Here is an 18,375-nt window from a genome sequence, read left to right as displayed (position 1 = left end):
TGTCCCGGCGCGCTGACGACTGTGCAGTGACGAAGCCCCGGGGCGAGTGCCCCGGGCTTCGTGCTGTTCCCCGGTCACCCGCCCGGCGACCGCGAGGAGAACCGCCGTGCACGACCACCGCAGACTCGGCCGCGAACTCGGCCTGTTCGACACCGACCCGCTGATCGGCGCGGGCCTGCCGTTCTGGCTGCCCGACGGCGCCACCGTCCGCCACACCCTGGAGGAGTACGTCCGGACCGCCGAACGCCGGGCCGGCTACCGCCACGTGTACTCGCCCGTGCTCGGCAAACGGGAGCTGTACGAGATCTCCGGGCACTGGTCGCACTACAGCGACGACATGTTCCCGCCGATGGAGCTGGGCGGGGAGCGGTTCGTGCTCCGGCCCAGCCTCTGCCCGCACCACGCGGTCGTCTTCCGCTCCCGCGCCCACAGCTACCGCGAACTCCCCCTGCGCATGGCCGAGCTGGGCGCGATGTACCGCTCCGAGCCGTCCGGGGTGCTCGGCGGGCTGACCCGGGTCCGCTCCATCCAGCTCAACGACGCGCACATCTTCTGCACCCCGGACCAGGTGGCCGACGAGGCGCGGGCCGCACTGGAACTGATCGGCGGGGCGTACCGGGCGATGGGCATCACCCCGGCCCGCTACCGGCTCTCCCTGCCCGGTCCGGGAGGCAAGTACGTCGACGACCCCGCGATGTGGCGGAGGTCCACCTCCGTACTGAGAGAGGTGCTCGACGGCTCGGGCCTCCCGTACGAGGCGGCCGAGGGCGAGGCCGCGTTCTACGGTCCCAAGATCGACGTCCAGGTGGCCGACGGCGCGGGCCGCGAGTCCACCCTGTCCACCGTGCAGGTCGACTTCCACCAGCCGGTCCGCTTCGATCTGCACTACACCGGACCGGACGGCGCGAAGCACCGGCCGGTCATGGTCCACCGCAGTGTCATCGGCAGTGTGGAGCGGGCCGTCGCCCAACTGGTCGAGGTGCACGGCGGGGCGCTCCCCGCCTGGCTCGCCCCCACCCAGCTCGTGATCCTCCCGGTCTCCGACGCCGAACTGCCCGAAGCCGAGGCGCTCGCCCGGCGGTGTGCGGATTCCGGGCTCCGCGCCGGGATCGCCGGCCCGGACCGCGGCACCCTGGGCGCCCGCGTCCGGGAGGCCCGGCTGGCGCCCTGCCAGGCGGTCGTCGGGCCCAGGGAGGCGGCCGGAGGGGAGGTGGCCCTCCGGCTGCGCGACGGCACCCGGCTCGAACCCCGGCCCGTGGCCGAGGCGCTGGCCGGGATCACCGCCCAACTGGACGCGTACGCCGTCGAGCTGCGGGGGTAACCCGTGTCCGGCCTCCCGGAACCGGCTCAGGCGCCGCCCAACAGCGCTGCGGAGAGCGCGAGTTCCCCGGCGAGCCGGGCGAGGGCCGGGTCGCCGCCGCGGTCGGCGGGCACCGAGGCCATCAGGGCGAGCCGGTCGCGCCGGCCCGCCCCGGCCAGCGGCACCGCCACGGTGTGCAGGCCCGGGACCGCCTCCCCGCGGCCGACCGCGTAGCCCCGGGCCCGGACCCCGTCGAGCTCGGCGAGGAGCGCGGCGCGCGAGCCCGCGGCGGCCGGTGCCACCGCGGGCAGCGCCTCGTCCGGGTAGAGGGCGCGGACCTGCTCCGGCGTCATCCGGGCCAGCAGCATCCTGCCGCCCGCCGTGGCGTGCGCCGGGAACGTGCCACCCACCTGCGGGGCCACCCGCACCGGATGCGCGGACTCGCGGCCGTCGGTGACCAGGACCCGGTCGCCGAGCAGCGCCGTGGACTGCACCGTCTCGCCGGTGCGGCGCAGCGCGTCCGCGAGGACCGCCGCCACCCGCTCGCGGACCGTCGCGCCGAAGCCGGCCGGGCGGCCGATCCTTACCAGCTCCGGACCGGCCGAGTAGCCGCGGCCGGAGAGGTCGCGGATCGCGAAGCCGCGGCCCTCCAGGGTGCTGAGCACCCGGTGCGCGGTGGACCGGCCCACGGCCAGGAGCGCGGCCGCCTCCGAGACGGTGAGCGCGTCATGGGTGAGGAAGAGCCGCATCAGCCGCAGCCCGGTGTCCAGCGACTCGATGGTGTAACCCCGGCTCGCCCCGGGGCCGTCCGGATCCCGCCCGTTCCCGGCGCCGCGCGCGGGGTGCGCGCCTTCGGCGGCGGCCGCCCGGCCCGTCACTCCGTCGTCCGTGCCGTCCACCCGGGTACGCGTCATGAGTGTGCTCCTTTCGAGTTCGTTCGCTCGCATGTGCTCATGTCCTGCCCTGCGGGACATGAGCAGTGGCATATGCGGCGCTGTTGACGCAACGTCACTGCGCCCTCCGCACCAGCCCGATGGGGTAACCCTGCCCGAACTGCCGTATCCCGTCCCGCCCTCCGGGGCGGGCTCCCTGGATTCGCGCCATGCCGGGCCGAAAGTAACTCCCCGTGTGCGGTCGGAAGCTATGCGTGCAAAAACTGGTGAGTGTATTACCGCCGGAGCGCTCGCGCAGGGGGTTGGGTGAATATGCCGAAGCACTGATTCGATCTGACTAAGCTCACGCGGAGTGAAGTCGAGTTGATATGAATTCGAGCGCTTGTTCCCAACTGTCCTGCAAGCGCGCTTACCTCCCGAATCAACCGCCAGAGGTCTTAGATGGTTCGTGTTGAATCACCGCCGAGCGGCCGGGACGTCCCCGTCGCCCGTGCCGTGCTCCTGCCCGTGCTCCTGATGGGCGGTGCCACCGCCGCCGCGGCGGCACTGATCTCCGGGGCCGCCCGCATACCGGTCGTCTGGTGCGGCGCCGTCGCCACCGTCGTGGTGGTCGCGCTGAGCGTCCAACTCGCCCGCCGCGCCCGCGACCTGCGCGCCCAGCGCACCACGTACGAACGGCGCTTCGCCGATCTGGAGCGGCGCATCGCCACCCACGACGACGAGACCGTACGCATCAGCAAGGAGCTCCTGCCCGCCGCCATCCACCGGCTGCGCGTGGGAAATTCACCCGAAGAGGTGCTCCGGGACGTCGTCGACGCGGACGAGGCGTACCGCGAACTCCCCGACGCCCAGCGCAGCCTCGTCTACACGGTGCTGACGATCATCGACAACGAGGAGGCGATGCGCGACTCGGCGCAGCGCGCCTTCGTCAACGTCGCCCGGCGTGTCCAGGCGATCGTCCACCGCCAGGCCAGCGAACTGCGCGAGATGGAGGAGCACCACGGGCGCAACCCCGACGTCTTCGACGACCTGCTCCGCATCGACCACGGCACCGCGCTGATCGGCCGCCTCGCCGACTCCATCGCGGTGCTCGGCGGTGCCCGCCCCAGCCGTCAGTGGCCCAAGCCCGTACCGCTGTTCAGCGTGTTGCGCGGCGCCATGTCGCGGATCCTGGAGTACCCCCGCGTCGACCTGCACTCGATCGCCAAGGTCGCCATCGTCGGCACCGCCGTCGAGCCGCTCATCCACGCCTGCGCCGAACTCCTGGACAACGCCACCCGCTACTCGCCCCCGCAGACCCGGGTCCATGTCACCGCCGTCGAGGTGCAGACCGGCATCGCCATCGAGATCGAGGACGGCGGCGTCTCGCTCAGCGAGGAGGCCCGCTCCCGGGCCGAGAACATGCTCGCCAGGGCCCAGGCCGGCTCCAACATGAACGACCTCGGCGAGTCCCCCCGGCTCGGCATGGCCGTCGTCGGCCGCCTCGCCCGGATGTACGACCTCCAGGTCTCGCTGAGGCAGTCCGCGTACGGCGGTGTCCGCGCCGTGCTCATCGTGCCCCGCGCCATGATCACCACCGGACCGGCTCCCGGCATCGCGCACGGCATCGGCGCCACGTCGAGGCCCACCAGCGACATCGACCAGGAGGCGATGAAGCACGTGGTGCCGGCCCGTCGCAAGCCCCGCACCCCCGTGGCCCAGCGCCCCGCCACCGGGCCGGTCGCTCCCGCCGCCCGGCACGCCGCCCCCGCGGCGGCCCTGGAGGACGACGCCCCCGTGGTGACCGAGTGGACAGCGGGCGGCCTTCCGCAGCGGCGCAGCCGCGGCCGGGCGCCGCTGGGCTCGCACAACCTCCCGGCCCAGTCCACCGATCCCACCGCCGGCCGGCACAACGGCCACGCCAACGGACACGGAGCCGGCGGTCCCGGCGGCTCGGGCCCCAAGGAACAGCCGCCCGGTCTCTGGCTGGAGGCCTTCACCAACGCGGTCAACGGCGTGCCGCAGGACCCCAGTACCGACGAAGACTCTGACGATGCGTGGGACAAGGGAGACCTGAAGTGATCCAGCAGCGGGGAAACATGGACTGGATGCTCAAGGAACTGGCCGAGGACGTACCGGACATCCACCAGATCGTGGTGCTCTCCGCCGACGGCCTGCGCATCGCCCAGCACGGCGGTGACCCGGACGTCGCCGACCGCCTCGCGGCGGCCTGCGCCGGACTGCAGAGCCTGGCCGCCGCCGTCGCCTCCGAGATCCCGTACAGCGACGGGATCATGCGGTTGGTCGTCATCGAGGTCACCGGCGGCTTCTTCTACCTGATGGCCGCGGGCACCGGTGCCTACCTGGCGGTCCTCGCCGGTGAGACGGTCGACGCGGGGCTCGTCGGTTCGCGGATGCGCGACCTGGTCGTCAGGATCGGGGCCCATCTGTCGAGTCCGCCCCGCCACGGCGGGCAGACAGGATGAGTCACCCACGACGAGAACGCCGCAAGGCCGATCCGGAGCTGAGCGATCCGGAACGGCTGTACGTGATCACCGGCGACCTGGACGGCAGTGAGCGGGCCCATCTCGACCTGGTCACGATGATCGTGGCGCAGGCACTGCCGTCCCCGACGGTCCAGCCCGAACAGGCCGTGATCCTACGGCTCTGCCAGGCGCCCTTATCCGTCGCGGAGCTCTCGGCGTACCTGGGGCTGCCCTTCAGCGTGGTGACCTCGCTGCTCACCGAGCTCCTGGCTGCCGAGCTCATCGAATCGCGCGCACCCATCGTCCGCGCCACTCTCCCGGACAGGTCCCTTCTCGAAGCGGTGATGCATGGACTTCAGAAGCTCTGACACGATCACCGGCCCCCGGAGCGAGGACGTCCTTCCGACCACGGCGACAGCCGCGGTGAAGGTCGTGATCGTCGGCGGGTTCGGGGTCGGCAAGACGACCATGGTCGGATCCGTCAGCGAGATCCGGCCACTGACCACCGAAGAAACCATGACCCAGGCCGGGGTCGGCGTGGACGACAACTACGGGGTGGAGAACAAGACCGCCACCACCGTGGCCATGGACTTCGGCCGGATCTCGATCAGTGAGGAACTGATCCTCTACCTGTTCGGCACCCCGGGCCAGGAACGGTTCTGGTTCCTGTGGAACGGCCTGTTCGAGGGTGCCCTCGGCGCGGTGGTCCTCATCGACACCCGGCGGCTGGAGGTCAGTTTCGACGTTATCGGGCGGCTGGAGGAGCGCGGCGTGCCGTTCGTCGTCGCCATCAACACCTTCCCCGACGCCCCGAAACACCCCGTCGAGGCATTGCGCAGCGCCCTCGACCTCCCCGACGAGGTACCGATGATCGACTGCGACGCCCGGCTGCGCGGCTCCAGCCGCGACGTGCTGATGACCCTGATGCGCTATCTGCACAGTCTGGCCCTTCCGCTCGCCTGACCGCAGGCCCTCCCGCGCGCATCCCACCCGTCCGGTTCCCGGAAACCTGATCCCTGGAGCGATCGTGACCACCCCTTTCCCATACGAGCCCGGAGCGGCCTCCGGGCCGGTCCCGCCCCCCGAATGCCCGGCCCACGGCCTGGGCATCGGCCCCGGCGGACTGCGCCGGCTCTACGGCCCTGAGGCCGAGCGGGACCCGCACGGGCTCTACGACAAGCTGCGCGCCGAGCACGGCACCGTGGCCCCCGTGCTGCTGCACGGGGACGTGCCCGCCTGGCTGGTCCTCGGGCACAGCGAGAACCTGCACATGACCCGCACCCCCTCGCAGTTCTCCCGCGACTCCCGCCGCTGGCGGGCCCTGCAGGACGGCAGCGTCGCCCCCGACCACCCGCTGGCCCCGATCTTCACCTGGCAGCCGGTGTGCGTGTTCGCCGACGGCGCGGCGCACGAACGCCTGCGCGGCGCCGTCACCGACAGCATGGGCCGGATCGACACCCGCGGCGTCCGCCGCCACGTCAACCGCTACAGCAACCGGCTCGTCAACGACTTCTGCCAGCAGGGCCGCGTCGACCTGGTCTCCCAGTTCGCCGAACGGCTGCCGATGATGGTGATGTGCGCGATCCTCGGCATGCCCGAGGAGTACAACGACCGGATGGTCCAGGCCGCCCGCGACATGACCCGCGGCACGGCGACCGCCGTCGCCAGCAACGCCTACGTGATCGACGCGCTGACCCGGCTGGTCCAGCGCCGCCGGCGCGAACCCTCGGACGACTTCACCACCTGGCTCGTCGAGCACCACTCCGGGCTGAACGACCAGGAGGTCAGCGAGCACCTCCGGCTCGTCCTCATCGCCGCGTACGAGGCCACCGCCAACCTGATCGCCAATGTGCTCCGGATGGTGCTCACCGATCCGCGCTTCCGGGCCAGGCTCAGCGGCGGTCACATGACGGTGCCCGAGGCGGTCGAGCAGACCCTTTGGGACGAGCCGCCGTTCACCTCGGTCTTCGGCCGCTGGGCGGTCGGCGACACCGAGCTCGGCGGCCAGCAGATCAAGGCCGGTGACGCGCTGATCGTCGGCATCGCACCGGCCAACATGGACCCGGAGGTCCGGCCCGACCTGAACGCCGACATGGCGGGCAACCGCGCCCACCTCGCGTTCAGCGGCGGCCCCCACGAATGCCCCGGACAGGACATCGGCCGGGCCATCGCGGACGTCGGCGTCGACGCCCTGCTGATGCGCCTGCCCGACCTCGAACTCGCCGTCGAGGAGAGCGAACTGCGCTGGGTCGGGAACCTCATGGGCAGGCATCTCGTCGACCTTCCGGCGGACTTCGCGGCCCGCCCGCCGCAGGACGACAAGGAACCGCCGTCCATGGGGCGGCCCAACCCGCAGCGCACGGACTGGGAGGTGCAGTCCACGACGCGGCACACCACCACGGCCCCGGGGCGCGCGCCCGTCCCGCCGGTCGCCCCCGCGGCCGCCGCGGAGGCGGTCACGGCGACGGCCACCGCCACCGTCGATCCGGACGGACGCACGGCCTTCGGCTCCTCCACCGTCGGGCACATCCCGCAGCAGCGCGGAGCCTCCGCCCCGGCGCGGCTGTGGCGGGCCGTCTCCCGCTGGTGGAGCGGCGACTGACCCCGGAAGACACGCCGCGACGGACGGCACCCGGCCCGGCGCCCGCGGACCCGAGTGGTCCACGGGCGCCGGGCCGGACGGCGTTCCCGCCCGCGCCGGCGGAAGCCGCCCCCGCCCGGTCCCGCCCCGTACCATGCGGAAGCGTGAAGCTGACAATTCTGGGCGGCGGCGGATTCCGGGTTCCACTCGTGTACGGGGCGCTGCTCGCCGACCGGGCCGAAGGCCGCGTATCCGCGGTCACCCTCCACGACACCGACCGGGACCGGCTCGCCGCCGTGGCCCGGGTCCTCGCCGAACAGGCCGCCGGGATGCCGGACGCCCCCGCCGTCACCGCCACCACCGAACTCGACGAAGCGCTGCGCGGTGCCGACTTCGTCTTCTCCGCGATCCGGGTCGGCGGCCTCGAAGGCCGGGCCGCCGACGAGCGGGTCGCCCTCGACGAGGGCGTACTCGGCCAGGAGACGGTCGGCGCGGGCGGCATCGCGTACGGGCTGCGCACCGTGCCCGTCGCCGTCGACCTGGCGCGGCGCATCGCCAGGATCGCCCCGGCCGCCTGGGTCATCAACTTCACCAACCCGGCGGGCCTGGTCACCGAGGCCATGTCCCGCCATCTGGGCGACCGGGTCATCGGCATCTGCGACTCCCCGGTGGGCCTCGGCCGCCGCATCGCCCGGGTGCTGGGCGCCGACCCGGACCGGGCCCGGATCGACTACGTCGGGCTCAACCACCTGGGCTGGGTGCGGGGCCTGTACGTCGACGGCCGGGACGAGCTGCCGAGGCTGTTCGCCGATCCGGAACTCCTCGAATCCTTCGAGGAGGGGCGGCTCTTCGGCGCCGACTGGCTGCGGTCGCTGGGCGCCGTCCCCAACGAGTACCTGCACTACTACTACTTCAACCGGGAGGCGGTCCGCGCCTACCAGGACGCCGAGCAGACCCGGGGCGCCTTCCTCCGCGAACAGCAGGAGGGCTTCTACGCCCGGATGAAGAACCCCGACACCCCCGCCCTCGACGCCTGGGACCGTACCCGGGCCGAGCGGGAGGCCACCTACATGGCGGAGAACCGGGAGGTGGCCGGGGCCGGCGAGCGGGAGGAGAGCGACCTGGAGTCCGGCGGCTACGAGCAGGTCGCGCTCGCCCTCATGCGGGCCGTCGCCCGCAACGAACGGACCTCGCTCATCCTCAACGTCCGCAACCGCACGACGCTCCCGGTGCTGGACGAGGACGCCGTGGTCGAAGTGCCCTGCCTGGTCGACGCCAACGGCGCCCGCCCGGTCGCCGCCGACCCGCTGCCGTACCACGCCGTCGGGCTCGTCACCGCCGTCAAGGCGGTCGAACGCGCGGTGCTGGAAGCCGCGGAGAGCTGCTCGCGGGCCGCCGCCGTGAAGGCCTTCGCCCTCCACCCGCTGGTCGACTCGGTGTCCGTGGCCGAACGGCTCCTCGACAACTACACCAAGGTCCACCCCGGCCTCGGCTACCTCGACCGGCCCTGAGCCCCGCTCGCGGCGCGCTCCCGGGGCCCGGCTCGTGCGGGCCCCGGGAACTCCTCCCTACGGCGCCATGCCCCCGGTGAGCCCGGTCAGATCACCGAGGAGTTCGGAGAGGGCGACCGGGTCCAGCCCGGCGAAGCGGAGCGCGTGGTCGCGGACCCGCCAGTGGTCGTCGGGGCGGTCGTCGAGCCAGACGGTCTCCAGGGTCTGTTCGGGGAACATGTCGACCACACCGACCGCTATCCCGGGATCGAGCGCGATCACCAGGTAGCAGTCGTTCGCCAGTTGCTTGGAGATCCAGCGCTCCACCCCGGCGTCCTGCGGCGCCCCGCGCCGCCAGCCTCGCCGCTCCAGCCCGAGCACCTTCCCGACCGGCACCTCCACCCCCTCGAACCGGGGAAGCCGGTACCCGCCGGACTCCTCCTCGGCCAGGGTGAGCACGGCGCGCCCGAGCTGCGGGAAGGGCTGGAGGATCCCGTGACCGGCGAACACCTCCGACCAGGCGGTGAGCGCGTCGCCGAGGTGCAGCGGATGCGCGAGGCGCACCGCCGCCCCGTCCGGCAGCGCGAAGACGCCGTCCTCGACATCCGTGAACGTACGGTCCTCCGCGACCCGGAACGCGACGGGGCCGGCATCCTCCGCCCCGCTCAGCCACACCAGGCGGCGCACCAGGTGCCCCAGCAGCGGATGACCGACGAACAGCTCCCGGAACTCCTGGGCGGTCCAGGAACGGCCGCCCACCATCGCGGCCTCCAGCCGCCGCACCTGGTCCGGGGCGACCGTACGGACGTCCTTCTTCAGCGCCATGAAGCGCTTGCGCTCGGCGGGGGCCAGCTCGGCGTCGTCCCGGGCACCCGGCTTCGGGAGGTCCTTGCGGCGCTTGCCGTCACCGTCCACCACGTACGGCCGCAGCTGCTCGTCGAAGCCGACCCGGAACGAGCGGGTGCCGTAGTCGACGACGGTCGAACCGTCGGCGTCCAGACCGAAGTCCGGGACCAGGCGGTCGGCCAGCTGCTCCCCGGTCAGCCCGAGCCCCGCGGCGACCTCCGCGATCTTCTCCCGGGCCCGCACCTTGAGCGCCTTGAACTTCACCCGCTGCGAGATGCCGTGCAGATGCAGCAGCGCCACGTCGCTGCCGATGGACGCCAGCACGTCGAGCCCTTCCACGGCCCGGTGGTGCGCCCCCTCACCGGGCCAGGTCCGGACGATCGGGGTGAGCAGGCGGACCGTCCCGTCGTCGCCCAGCAGGCCCAGCGCGTGCAGCGCCCACGACTCCTTGGCGGGCATGTTCGCCAGCCGCCACTGCTCGAACAGGGCCCAGGCGAACCCGGCGAGCGAGGCGGCGGTGGCCGTCCCGGTCAGCGCGGCGACGCCGGGATGCACCTCGTCGGGCTTCGACAGCGCCAGCGCCATCAGGGCGTGCCGCACCGACGCGGAGGGCAGCGCCCCGCCGGAGCGGACCACGATCTGCGGCAGCACCGCCGGATCCGCCCAGCCGGGCAGGACCGGCATCCTGGCGGGCAGCGCCCGCTCCAGCGGGTCCACCGAGAGCAGCTCCTCCACCGCTGCCGCCGCCTGCGTGCCGTACGTCCGGGCGGCCCCGCGCACCACGTCGTCGCCGTGCACCGAGGCGATCAGCGCCAGCGCCTGCTCGGCGGCCCGCCGGGCGGCGCCCGCCCGGCCCACGGCGTCCGGGACCAGGAGCGGGGCGGCCGCGACACCGTGCCGGGCGAACCAGGAACGGGCGGTCGTCGCGGTGGACTTGAGCCGCACCGCCCAGTCCGCCATGAGCCGGGCGACGGGCACGTCGACGAAGGGGAGGAGCAGCGGGGCGAGGGGGCCGGGCTGCCGGGGCACGGCGCGTACCAGCAGGGGCAGCGCGGCCGGGCCGAACCGGGCGGCGATCGGCCTGAGGGTGTCCTCGCCCTCCCACAGATCGGTCGGGTCCCAGACGGCGAGCAGCGGGGCGACCGTCTCCTCGGGGCCGTGGACGAACGCCCAGGCGGGCCGCAGCCCGTCCCCGGACGGATCGTGGCGCACGGCGTCGAGCGTCTCCGCCAGGTCGCCGCGCCTGGCGGTGTACCAGCTGGAGGCGGACGCCCAGGACTCCCGCTCCCCGGGCAGCCACTCCACGCGGGGCTCGGACACCGGGGTCAGGCCGGGCACGACCGTGGGCTTCGCGGCGGTACGGGGGCGCGACCACGGCGGCGCCGTCAGTAGGGGCGGCAGGGCGTCCAGCGGGGCGTCCGGGATCAGGCCCACCGGGTTGAGCAGCGGTTCGACGATCCTCACGACCTCGGGAGCGAGGCTTTCGAGCGCCGCCGACACCACCTCGCGCCGGGCTCCGACATGACTCCGCAACAGCTGCGACGACCAGGAGGCCGTGGCCGGCCGGCCGCTCGCCGCGGAGGCCAGCAGCCGTACGGCGCGCACCGGGTAGCGGCGCATGGCTTCGAGGAGCGAGGGGCGGACGTGCTTCGAGTCCGCGTGGGTCAGCAGCCCGAGGAACGCCTCGTCGGTGGGGAGCTCGGCCAGGGCCTCGGCGGCGAGCTTCATGCTGTCCGCGTAGTAGTGGCTGCCGCCGAGCGATTCGGCCAGTGGCCCGGCGACGGCCGTACCCACCCCCTCGGCGACCGTGGCGATCATCGAGAGGCCGAGGGTGAAGTCCGGGGCGTAGGGGAGCAGCGCCAGCTGGTCCGCCAAGTAGAGCGAGCTGAACACCATGGAGCGCAGGGTGCGGTCCTGCTCCGCGCCGACCCCGGGGTCCGTGCAGAGCTCGTCCACCCAGCCGGTCTCGCCCGGCACCAGGTAGGAGACGACGATCGTGCGCAGGGTGTCGGTGCGGCACGGGGCGAGCGCCTCGACGGTGGCCCGGTAGACGTCCTCGTCCGCCGCGGCGAGCAGGGCGCGGACCCGGTCGATCGGCGTGCGGTGGTGCCAGGCCCAGTGGGCCTGGCGGGGGCCGGGAAGGGCCCGCAGCCGGTGGTCGGTGCGGCTGCGGCCGCTCTGCCGCCAGTCGGCGTCGACCGAGAACACCTCGGTGGCTGCCCGTGCGGCGAACGGCAGTCCGTACCGGGCGGCCCAGTACTCCGCCCAGCCGGAGCCGTTGAGGACCGCGGTCAGCGCGGCCGCGCCGAGCGGGGAGGGGGAGCCGTCGAGATGGGCCCGCAGCGCCTCGGCCAGCGAGGGGTCCGAACGCGGCGAGCGCACGAACTCCTCGATCCAGACGGCCTCGTCCTTGATCCTCGCGTCCAGCAGGTCGTGGATCTCCGGCTGCCGCTCGACGGGGGCGCCGTGCGTTCCGCCGCGCCGAGGGTGGATCACCCGCTTCCACTCGGCGGGCAGGACGAAGGTGTCCTCGTCGGGGAGGACGACGGGGCCCCGGGCCGGAACCGGAGCGTCGGAGGCCCGGGACGGGGGCGCCGCGTCCGGTGAACCGACCTCGCGGTAGCCCTTCTTCTCCTTCTCGTCGATCGTCCGGGCGATCTGGGCCGCGGCGGCCTCGGGGGAGGCGTACTCCTTGGACCGGGTGCGTCCGCCGCTGCCGCACCGGCCGTACCGGACCGTCACCACGGCGCCCTCGGCCCCGGTCTCCCAGAACTTCGACGTACTGCCCTCGACCAACTCCCAGCGGCGCACGGCTCCGCCCCCTTTTTCCGCCCGATGCCCGCTCCCGCGCGGGTCTTTCGATCACTCATGCCACAGTAGAACGACCCACTGACAACGCAGCGTGACCAGAACGTCCGGCGGTCGTCCCGGTGCTGCCGGAGCGGTCGGCAGGACCGGCCGGACGGAGGGACGGCCCGGAACGTCGGCCGGAGTCAATCACGGACCCGCCGGGTCAGGGGGCGGAGACGGCGCGCTCGTCCCCCGACTGTGCCCACGACGGCGCCACACCCATCACCTGGCACACCATCAGGAACAGGGGGATCGGCGGGGTGTACGGCGTATGGCTGTCCGGCCGGTGGATCAGCCGGGGCCGGGCAGCGGGGACGAACGCCCCCTTCGCGTAGGCGGTCTGCGCGGGCCAGTCGAGGTCCAGGTCGGAACCGGCGGGCACGATCCACCACCAGTGGTCGTCCTCCGCGAAGACGCAGCCGGTGCGCGGCAGATGGGACAGCAGCCGGAATCCGTACCGGGCCGGCACCCCCACCGCGTCGCAGCCCAGGGTGGCCGAGAGCGAGGGCGGCACCGGCAGCCGTACCGTCCCGGACGGGCCCGGATCGGCCCCCCGCCAGCCCGTGAGCAGATGCGACATCGCGTCCCTCAGCACGGGAGCCCCGGGCCGTGCGCCAGCTCGGCCCAGACGATGCGGCCCGAGCCGTTCCCCGCGTCGCGCGAACCCCAGGCGCTGCACATCGCGTCGACGAGCACCAGACCGCGCCCGTGCTCGTCGTCGGAACCCCGGCGCAGCCGCGGTCCGCCCGGCTGGTGTCCCTGGTCCTGCACGGCTATCCGCAGCTTCCGGTCGAGACGGCGCAGCTCGCAGACGACCCGGGCGCTCATGGTGTGCACCACCGCGTTGGTGACCAGCTCCGAGACGATCAGGATCGCCGAGTCGCGGGCATCCGCGTCGAGCCGCCACTGGTCGAGCCGGGCCCGGGTCAGTCTGCGCGCACCGGCCACCGACTCGGGGCACGCGGGCAGGGCGAAGCAGTACCGGAGCGCCTCCGTCCCGGGACTGAGATCCATGAGCCGGGGGATGAGCGCACTGCCAGGTGCCACAACCGATTCCTCACAGTGGGGGCTGCGTCACGCTCCGCGCTCCCACGCGAATGAGGGCGGGCGAGACTTCGTGAACTGGTTCACTCACCAACTCTCCCCCTGTCGTGAACACTTGGCAAGGGGCACTCTGAAAATTTCAGAGTGGCTGTGTTCTGCTCGGCCGACGCATGGCACACTGCTCGGAACAGCGCATGGGGAGGTCTGAAGTGAGCGAACCGCGGTCCGCCCCGACCGTGGGTCAGGTCGTTCTCGGCAAGCGCCTGCAGGATCTGCGGCAGCGCGTCGGCCTGAGCCGCGACCAGGCCGCCAAGGTGCTCAGAGTCGCGCCCGCGACCATCCGCAGGATGGAGACCGCCGAGGTCGCGCTCAAGATCCCCTACGTACAGGTGCTGCTCAAGGCCTACGGGGTGCCCGAGGACGAGTCGGACGCCTTCGTGGAGCTCGCCGAGGAGGCGAACAAGCCGGGCTGGTGGCAGCGGTTCCACGACGTGCTGCCCGACTGGTTCAGCATGTACGTCAGCCTGGAGGGCGCCGCGAGCCTGCTGCGCATGTACGAGCCGCACTTCGTGCCCGGACTGCTCCAGACCGAGGACTACGCCCGCTCGGTGATGCGCACCGGAGCCGTCGGACAGACCAGGCCCGAGGACATCGAACGCCACGTGGCGCTGCGGATGGAGCGCCAGTCCCTGCTCACCCGCCCCGACGCCCCGAGGCTCTGGGTGATCATGGACGAGACGGTGCTGCGCCGGCCCGTCGGCAGCGTCGACGCCATGCGCGCGCAGATCGACCGGCTGCTCGAAGCGACCGAGATGCCGCATGTGACGCTCCAGATCGCGGAGTTCTCGACGGGGCACCACCCGGGCACCTACGGCCCGTTCGTCCTCTTCCGCTTCGCCGTCCCCGAACTGCCCGACATGGTTTACAGCGAGTACCTGACCGGCGCCGTCTACTTCGACGCGCGCCCCGAGGTGGCCTCCTACCTCGAAGTCATGGACCGCATGGCGGCCCAGGCCGCGACTGCACAACGCACGAAGGAAATCCTCCGGGACTTCCGCAAGGAGCTGTGATGGATCCCATTTACAACGGCATGCCGGCCGCCGCACTCGGCACCGAGGGCTGGCACAAGCCGTGGAGCGGGGGGAACGGAGGGAACTGCGTCGAGGCGATGAAGCTGTCCGACGGCAGGGTCGCCGTACGCCAGTCCGCGGACCCCGACGGGCCCGCCCTCATATACACCCCCCGGGAGATCGCGGCTTTCATCCAGGGCGCCAAGTCCGGCCAGGCGGACTTCCTACTCACCTGAACCGAGGATGGTCCCGGGCCCCGGCCCGGGGCCGCCCGAATCCGTTGCGCCGCAGCCGTCCCGCCCGCGGAATCCTGTTGTCCACCGATGCTGTCCCCCCGACCTACGCACCCACGGAGCGCGCTATGACCGGGCACGACCCCCTGAGTATCGAGATCGACACCACCAAGCCCCACCCGGCCCGGATGTACGACTGGTTCCTCGGCGGCAAGGACAACTACCCCGTCGACGAGGAGATGGCCCGCCAACTGCTCGCCCTCGACGCGCGGGGGCGGGACATGGCCCGGGTGAACCGCGCCTTCATGCACCGGGCCACCCGGTGGCTCGCCGAGCGGGGCATCCGCCAGTTCCTCGACATCGGCACCGGCATACCGACCGAGCCGAACCTCCACCAGATCGCCCAGCGCACCGCCCCGGACGCGCGCATCGTCTACTGCGACAACGACCCCATCGTCCTCGCCCACGCGGCGGCGCTGCTGCGCTCCACCCCGCAGGGCTCCACCGAGTACATCCAGGCCGACGCCCGCAGGCCGGAGACCATCCTCGAAGCCGCAGGGAAGGTCCTCGACTTCGACCGGCCGATCGCCCTGTCGCTGCTCGCCCTGCTCCACTTCGTGGACGACGAGGACGGCGCCGCCGAACTCGTCGACCGCCTCGTGGAGCGGCTCCCCTCCGGAAGCTACCTGGTGCTCTCGCACACCACCGGCGACTTCGACCCGGAGCGCGCCGAGCAGGCGTCCGCCATGTACCGGTCCCGGGGGATGACGCTGCGGCTGCGCTCGCACGCCGAGATCGCCGAGTTCTTCCACGGCCTCGACCTCGTCGAACCCGGCCTCTCCCTGTCCGCGGACTGGCACCCCGAGCTCGGCGAGGTCGTCGAGGTCCCCGGCGACGAGCCGATCCCCGGCTACGCGGGCGTGGCCCGCAAGCCCTGACCGCGTCCGCCCACCGGTCCGCCCCGTCCGCGGCCGCCGTACCCCGGCGCCCCGGACGGGCCGGGGCGCGGGCCACAATGGACCCATGTCACGACGCCCCACACGCCCCGCCCGGAGCACCACCCCCGAGGTCACCGCGCAGTCCCCGTGCCCGTGCGGCCTGCCCGCCCCGTACGCGGAGTGCTGCGGCCGGATGCACACCGGGGCAGTCGCCGCGCCGACCTGCGAAGCGCTGATGCGCTCCCGGTACGCGGCCTTCGTGGTCCGGGACGAGGCGTATCTGCTGCGCAGCTGGCACCCCGGCACCCGGCCGCCCGCCGTCGACTTCGACCCCCGAACGCGCTGGGTGCGTCTGGAGGTGCTGGGCACGACGGACGGCAGCCCGTTCCACGCCACGGGCACGGTCACCTTCCGCGCCCACTTCACCGAGCGGGGACGGCCGGGCACCCTCCACGAGAAGAGCCGCTTCGCCCGCCACGAGGGCGCCTGGGTCTACGTGGACGGGGAGTTCCTCGACTGAGAGCCTGCCGGGCGGCCCCTGACCGGGCGGACGCGCGGTCAGCCCCCCGTTCCCGCCAGCGCCCTCTTCCGCGGCGGTGACGGCGAGAGCGCCTGCTCCAGGTCCTCGGCCAGCAGCCGCTTGGCGATCACGTCCACCGCCGCCCGCAGCCGCCGGTCGTCCGGGCGCGCCCCGTGCTCGTCCAGCCGCTCGCCGAGCCACCGCGCCCATGCCTCGGTGATCACCGCCGCCTCCCGGCGCCCGGCCGCGGTGTGCGCGAAGAGATGGCCGTCCCCGGTGAGATAGCCCTCCTCGATCATCCGGTCGAAGACCGGCACCAGCACTTCGTGGGGCAGCCGGTGCCGGGCCGCGATCAGCCGCAGCCCCGCGTGGCCCACCATCCGGGTGAACAGCTCGACCTGCATCACCGCCCAGGCGCCCGCCATGTCCAGCCGGGTGTCCGACTCGGCGACGATCTGCCGGGCGGTCTCCGGACCGGCCCCGTGCAGGATCTTGGCGACGGCGAATTCGAGGAGCCGGGCCGAGTCGCCGGCGCTGGGCTGCGCGAAGCCCTCGCCCATGTCCGTCGAGCCCACCCGGGCGGTGTCCCGCAGCTTCACCTCCTTCAGGAAGAACGCCACGACCAGCCCCAGCACCGCGACCGGAACCGTCCACAGGAACACGGTGTGCAGACTGTCCGCGTACGCCTGGGCCAGCGGCGCGGACTGGGCGGGCGGCAGGGCGTGCAGCCCGGCCGGGCTCTGCGCGGCCTTCGCCAGCGTCGCCGGGTCGCCACCGGCCTGGGCCGCGGCGGTGATGCCGTCGGTGAGGTTGGGCTTGAGGGCGTTGGCGTAGATCGTCCCGAAGACCGCGGTGCCGAAGGAGCTGCCGAGGGTACGGAAGAACGTCACGCCCGACGTCGCCGTCCCCAGGTCCGCGTAGTCGACGGTGTTCTGCACGGCGATGGTCAGCACCTGCATGGCCAGCCCGATACCCACGCCGAGGATCAGCATGTAGAGCGACTCCAGCCAGACCCCGGTCTCCGGCCCCATCCGGGACAGCAGGTACAGCCCCACCGCCATCACGGCCGAGCCCACGATGGGGGAGATCCGGTACCGGCCGGTCTTCGAGACCACGTTGCCGCTGAAGACGGAGGCGACGAGCAGCCCGATCACCATCGGCAGCGTCCGTACCCCGGACAGGGTCGCCGAGTCGCCGTCCACGTACTGGAGATACGTCGGCAGGAAGATCATCGCGCCGAGCATCGCGAAGCCCACGACGAAGCTCAGTACCGAGCAGACCGTGAACACCGGGTTCCGGAAGAGCCGCATCGGCAGCATCGGCTCGGCGGCCCGGAACTCCACCAGGCAGAAGAGCACCAGGGCGACCAGGCCGCCCGCGAAGAGCCCGAGGATGACGGGCGAGCCCCAGGCGTACTCGTTCCCGCCCCAGCTCGTCGCCAGGATCAGCGCGCTCGCGCCGACCGTGACCATCGCGATGCCCAGGTAGTCGATCACGGGCCGGCCCGCCGATTTCACCGCCGGGATCGTCCGGGCCGCCGCGACGACCACCGCGATCGCGATCGGCACATTGACGTAGAAGGCCCAGCGCCAGCTCAGATGGTCGGTGAAGAGCCCGCCGAGCAGCGGCCCCACCACCGTCGACACCCCGAAGACCGCGCCGATCGCACCCTGGTACTTCCCGCGCTCGCGCAGCGGGATCACATCGGCGATCAGCGCCATCGAGGTGACCATCAGCCCGCCCGCCCCGATGCCCTGGAGGCCGCGCCAGACGATCAGCAGGGTCATGTTGGTCGCCAGGCCGCAGAGGAACGAGCCGGTGATGAAGATGACCGCCGACAACTGAAAGATGATCTTCCGGCCGAAGAGGTCGCCGAACTTGCCGACCAGGACCGTCGCCACCGTCTCCGCCAGCAGATACGCGGTGACCACCCAGGACATGTGGGCGGCGCCGCCCAGGTCCGAGACGATCGTCGGCAGCGCGGTGCCGACGATCGTCTGGTCCAGGGCGGCCAGCAGGATGCCCAGCACGATCGTCGCGAAGACGATGTTCCGGCGGCGCGGATCGAGTACGGCCGGAGCGGTGGCGCTCCGCGTGGCGGGGGCGGTCTCGCTGGCAGTGGTCACGCCTGCACCCTCACACCGC

Annotated in this window: 16 protein-coding genes; 11 read left to right on the top strand and 5 right to left on the bottom strand. The window is 72.8% G+C overall.

Going from position 1 to position 18,375, the window contains the following annotated elements:
* The first annotated feature begins 106 nt into the window (after positions 1-106).
* A complete protein-coding gene (gene thrS / locus ACIQGQ_RS22500; RefSeq protein WP_402398408.1) occupies positions 107-1,321 on the top strand; it encodes a threonine--tRNA ligase in 1,215 nt (404 codons plus the stop codon).
* Between the two features lie 26 nt (positions 1,322-1,347).
* On the opposite strand, the gene ACIQGQ_RS22495 is transcribed toward thrS, so the two are convergent.
* Positions 1,348-2,214, bottom strand: a complete 867-nt coding sequence (locus tag ACIQGQ_RS22495) for an IclR family transcriptional regulator (RefSeq protein ID WP_402398407.1) — start codon at positions 2,212-2,214, stop codon at positions 1,348-1,350.
* A 420-nt stretch (positions 2,215-2,634) separates the two neighbouring features.
* Here ACIQGQ_RS22495 and ACIQGQ_RS22490 point away from each other — a divergent pair, with 420 nt between their 5' ends.
* The 6 genes from ACIQGQ_RS22490 (at position 2,635) to ACIQGQ_RS22465 (ending at position 8,750) form a co-directional block, all read left to right on the top strand.
* A complete protein-coding gene (locus ACIQGQ_RS22490; RefSeq protein WP_402398406.1) occupies positions 2,635-4,254 on the top strand; it encodes an ATP-binding protein in 1,620 nt (539 codons plus the stop codon).
* A complete protein-coding gene (locus tag ACIQGQ_RS22485) occupies positions 4,251-4,658 on the top strand; it encodes a roadblock/LC7 domain-containing protein (RefSeq protein ID WP_402398405.1) in 408 nt (135 codons plus the stop codon). The genes ACIQGQ_RS22490 and ACIQGQ_RS22485 overlap by 4 nt, the downstream gene beginning before the upstream one ends.
* On the top strand, positions 4,655-5,026 hold the full coding sequence (locus ACIQGQ_RS22480; RefSeq protein ID WP_402398404.1) for a DUF742 domain-containing protein: 372 nt from the start codon (positions 4,655-4,657) through the stop codon (positions 5,024-5,026). Before ACIQGQ_RS22485 ends, ACIQGQ_RS22480 begins: the two co-directional genes overlap by 4 nt.
* Positions 5,007-5,621 carry an ATP/GTP-binding protein gene (locus ACIQGQ_RS22475; protein ID WP_352274766.1) on the top strand — a complete coding sequence of 205 codons (615 nt, stop codon included), beginning with the start codon at positions 5,007-5,009 and terminating at the stop codon, positions 5,619-5,621. The genes ACIQGQ_RS22480 and ACIQGQ_RS22475 overlap by 20 nt, the downstream gene beginning before the upstream one ends.
* Positions 5,622-5,685: 64 nt before the next feature.
* The gene (locus ACIQGQ_RS22470) at positions 5,686-7,260 is read left to right on the top strand and encodes a cytochrome P450 (RefSeq protein ID WP_402398403.1); all 1,575 of its coding nucleotides are present in this window, start codon (positions 5,686-5,688) and stop codon (positions 7,258-7,260) included.
* A 143-nt stretch (positions 7,261-7,403) separates the two neighbouring features.
* Positions 7,404-8,750 carry a 6-phospho-beta-glucosidase gene (locus tag ACIQGQ_RS22465; protein ID WP_402398402.1) on the top strand — a complete coding sequence of 449 codons (1,347 nt, stop codon included), beginning with the start codon at positions 7,404-7,406 and terminating at the stop codon, positions 8,748-8,750.
* Between the two features lie 57 nt (positions 8,751-8,807).
* Here the strand turns inward: ACIQGQ_RS22465 and ACIQGQ_RS22460 are convergent, their stop codons facing one another.
* From ACIQGQ_RS22460 to ACIQGQ_RS22450, 3 genes are all read right to left on the bottom strand, one after another.
* Positions 8,808-12,386 carry a WGR and DUF4132 domain-containing protein gene (locus ACIQGQ_RS22460; RefSeq protein WP_402398401.1) on the bottom strand — a complete coding sequence of 1,193 codons (3,579 nt, stop codon included), beginning with the start codon at positions 12,384-12,386 and terminating at the stop codon, positions 8,808-8,810.
* A gap of 202 nt (positions 12,387-12,588) precedes the next feature.
* On the bottom strand, positions 12,589-13,020 hold the full coding sequence (locus ACIQGQ_RS22455) for a hypothetical protein (protein WP_402398400.1): 432 nt from the start codon (positions 13,018-13,020) through the stop codon (positions 12,589-12,591).
* Positions 13,014-13,472 carry an ATP-binding protein gene (locus ACIQGQ_RS22450; protein ID WP_402398399.1) on the bottom strand — a complete coding sequence of 153 codons (459 nt, stop codon included), beginning with the start codon at positions 13,470-13,472 and terminating at the stop codon, positions 13,014-13,016. Before ACIQGQ_RS22450 ends, ACIQGQ_RS22455 begins: the two co-directional genes overlap by 7 nt.
* Before the next feature lie 206 nt (positions 13,473-13,678).
* On the opposite strand from ACIQGQ_RS22450, the gene ACIQGQ_RS22445 reads away from it, so the two are divergent.
* The 4 genes from ACIQGQ_RS22445 to ACIQGQ_RS22430 all read left to right on the top strand — a co-directional run bounded on the left by ACIQGQ_RS22445 (position 13,679) and on the right by ACIQGQ_RS22430 (position 16,230).
* The gene (locus ACIQGQ_RS22445) at positions 13,679-14,539 is read left to right on the top strand and encodes a helix-turn-helix transcriptional regulator (RefSeq protein ID WP_352274760.1); all 861 of its coding nucleotides are present in this window, start codon (positions 13,679-13,681) and stop codon (positions 14,537-14,539) included.
* A complete protein-coding gene (locus ACIQGQ_RS22440) occupies positions 14,539-14,775 on the top strand; it encodes a DUF397 domain-containing protein (RefSeq protein WP_352274759.1) in 237 nt (78 codons plus the stop codon). The genes ACIQGQ_RS22445 and ACIQGQ_RS22440 overlap by 1 nt, the downstream gene beginning before the upstream one ends.
* Positions 14,776-14,900: 125 nt before the next feature.
* Positions 14,901-15,710, top strand: a complete 810-nt coding sequence (locus ACIQGQ_RS22435) for an SAM-dependent methyltransferase (protein ID WP_402398398.1) — start codon at positions 14,901-14,903, stop codon at positions 15,708-15,710.
* 85 nt (positions 15,711-15,795) lie between these two features.
* Positions 15,796-16,230 carry a YchJ family protein gene (locus tag ACIQGQ_RS22430; RefSeq protein ID WP_402398397.1) on the top strand — a complete coding sequence of 145 codons (435 nt, stop codon included), beginning with the start codon at positions 15,796-15,798 and terminating at the stop codon, positions 16,228-16,230.
* A gap of 38 nt (positions 16,231-16,268) precedes the next feature.
* Here the strand turns inward: ACIQGQ_RS22430 and ACIQGQ_RS22425 are convergent, their stop codons facing one another.
* A complete protein-coding gene (locus ACIQGQ_RS22425; RefSeq protein WP_402398396.1) occupies positions 16,269-18,356 on the bottom strand; it encodes an MDR family MFS transporter in 2,088 nt (695 codons plus the stop codon).
* Between the last annotated feature and the right edge of the window lie 19 nt (positions 18,357-18,375).

It is taken from the genome of Streptomyces sp. NPDC092952 (assembly GCF_044754785.1).
Classification (GTDB): domain Bacteria; phylum Actinomycetota; class Actinomycetes; order Streptomycetales; family Streptomycetaceae; genus Streptomyces.
This window is presented reverse-complemented; position numbering and strand designations above follow the sequence as displayed.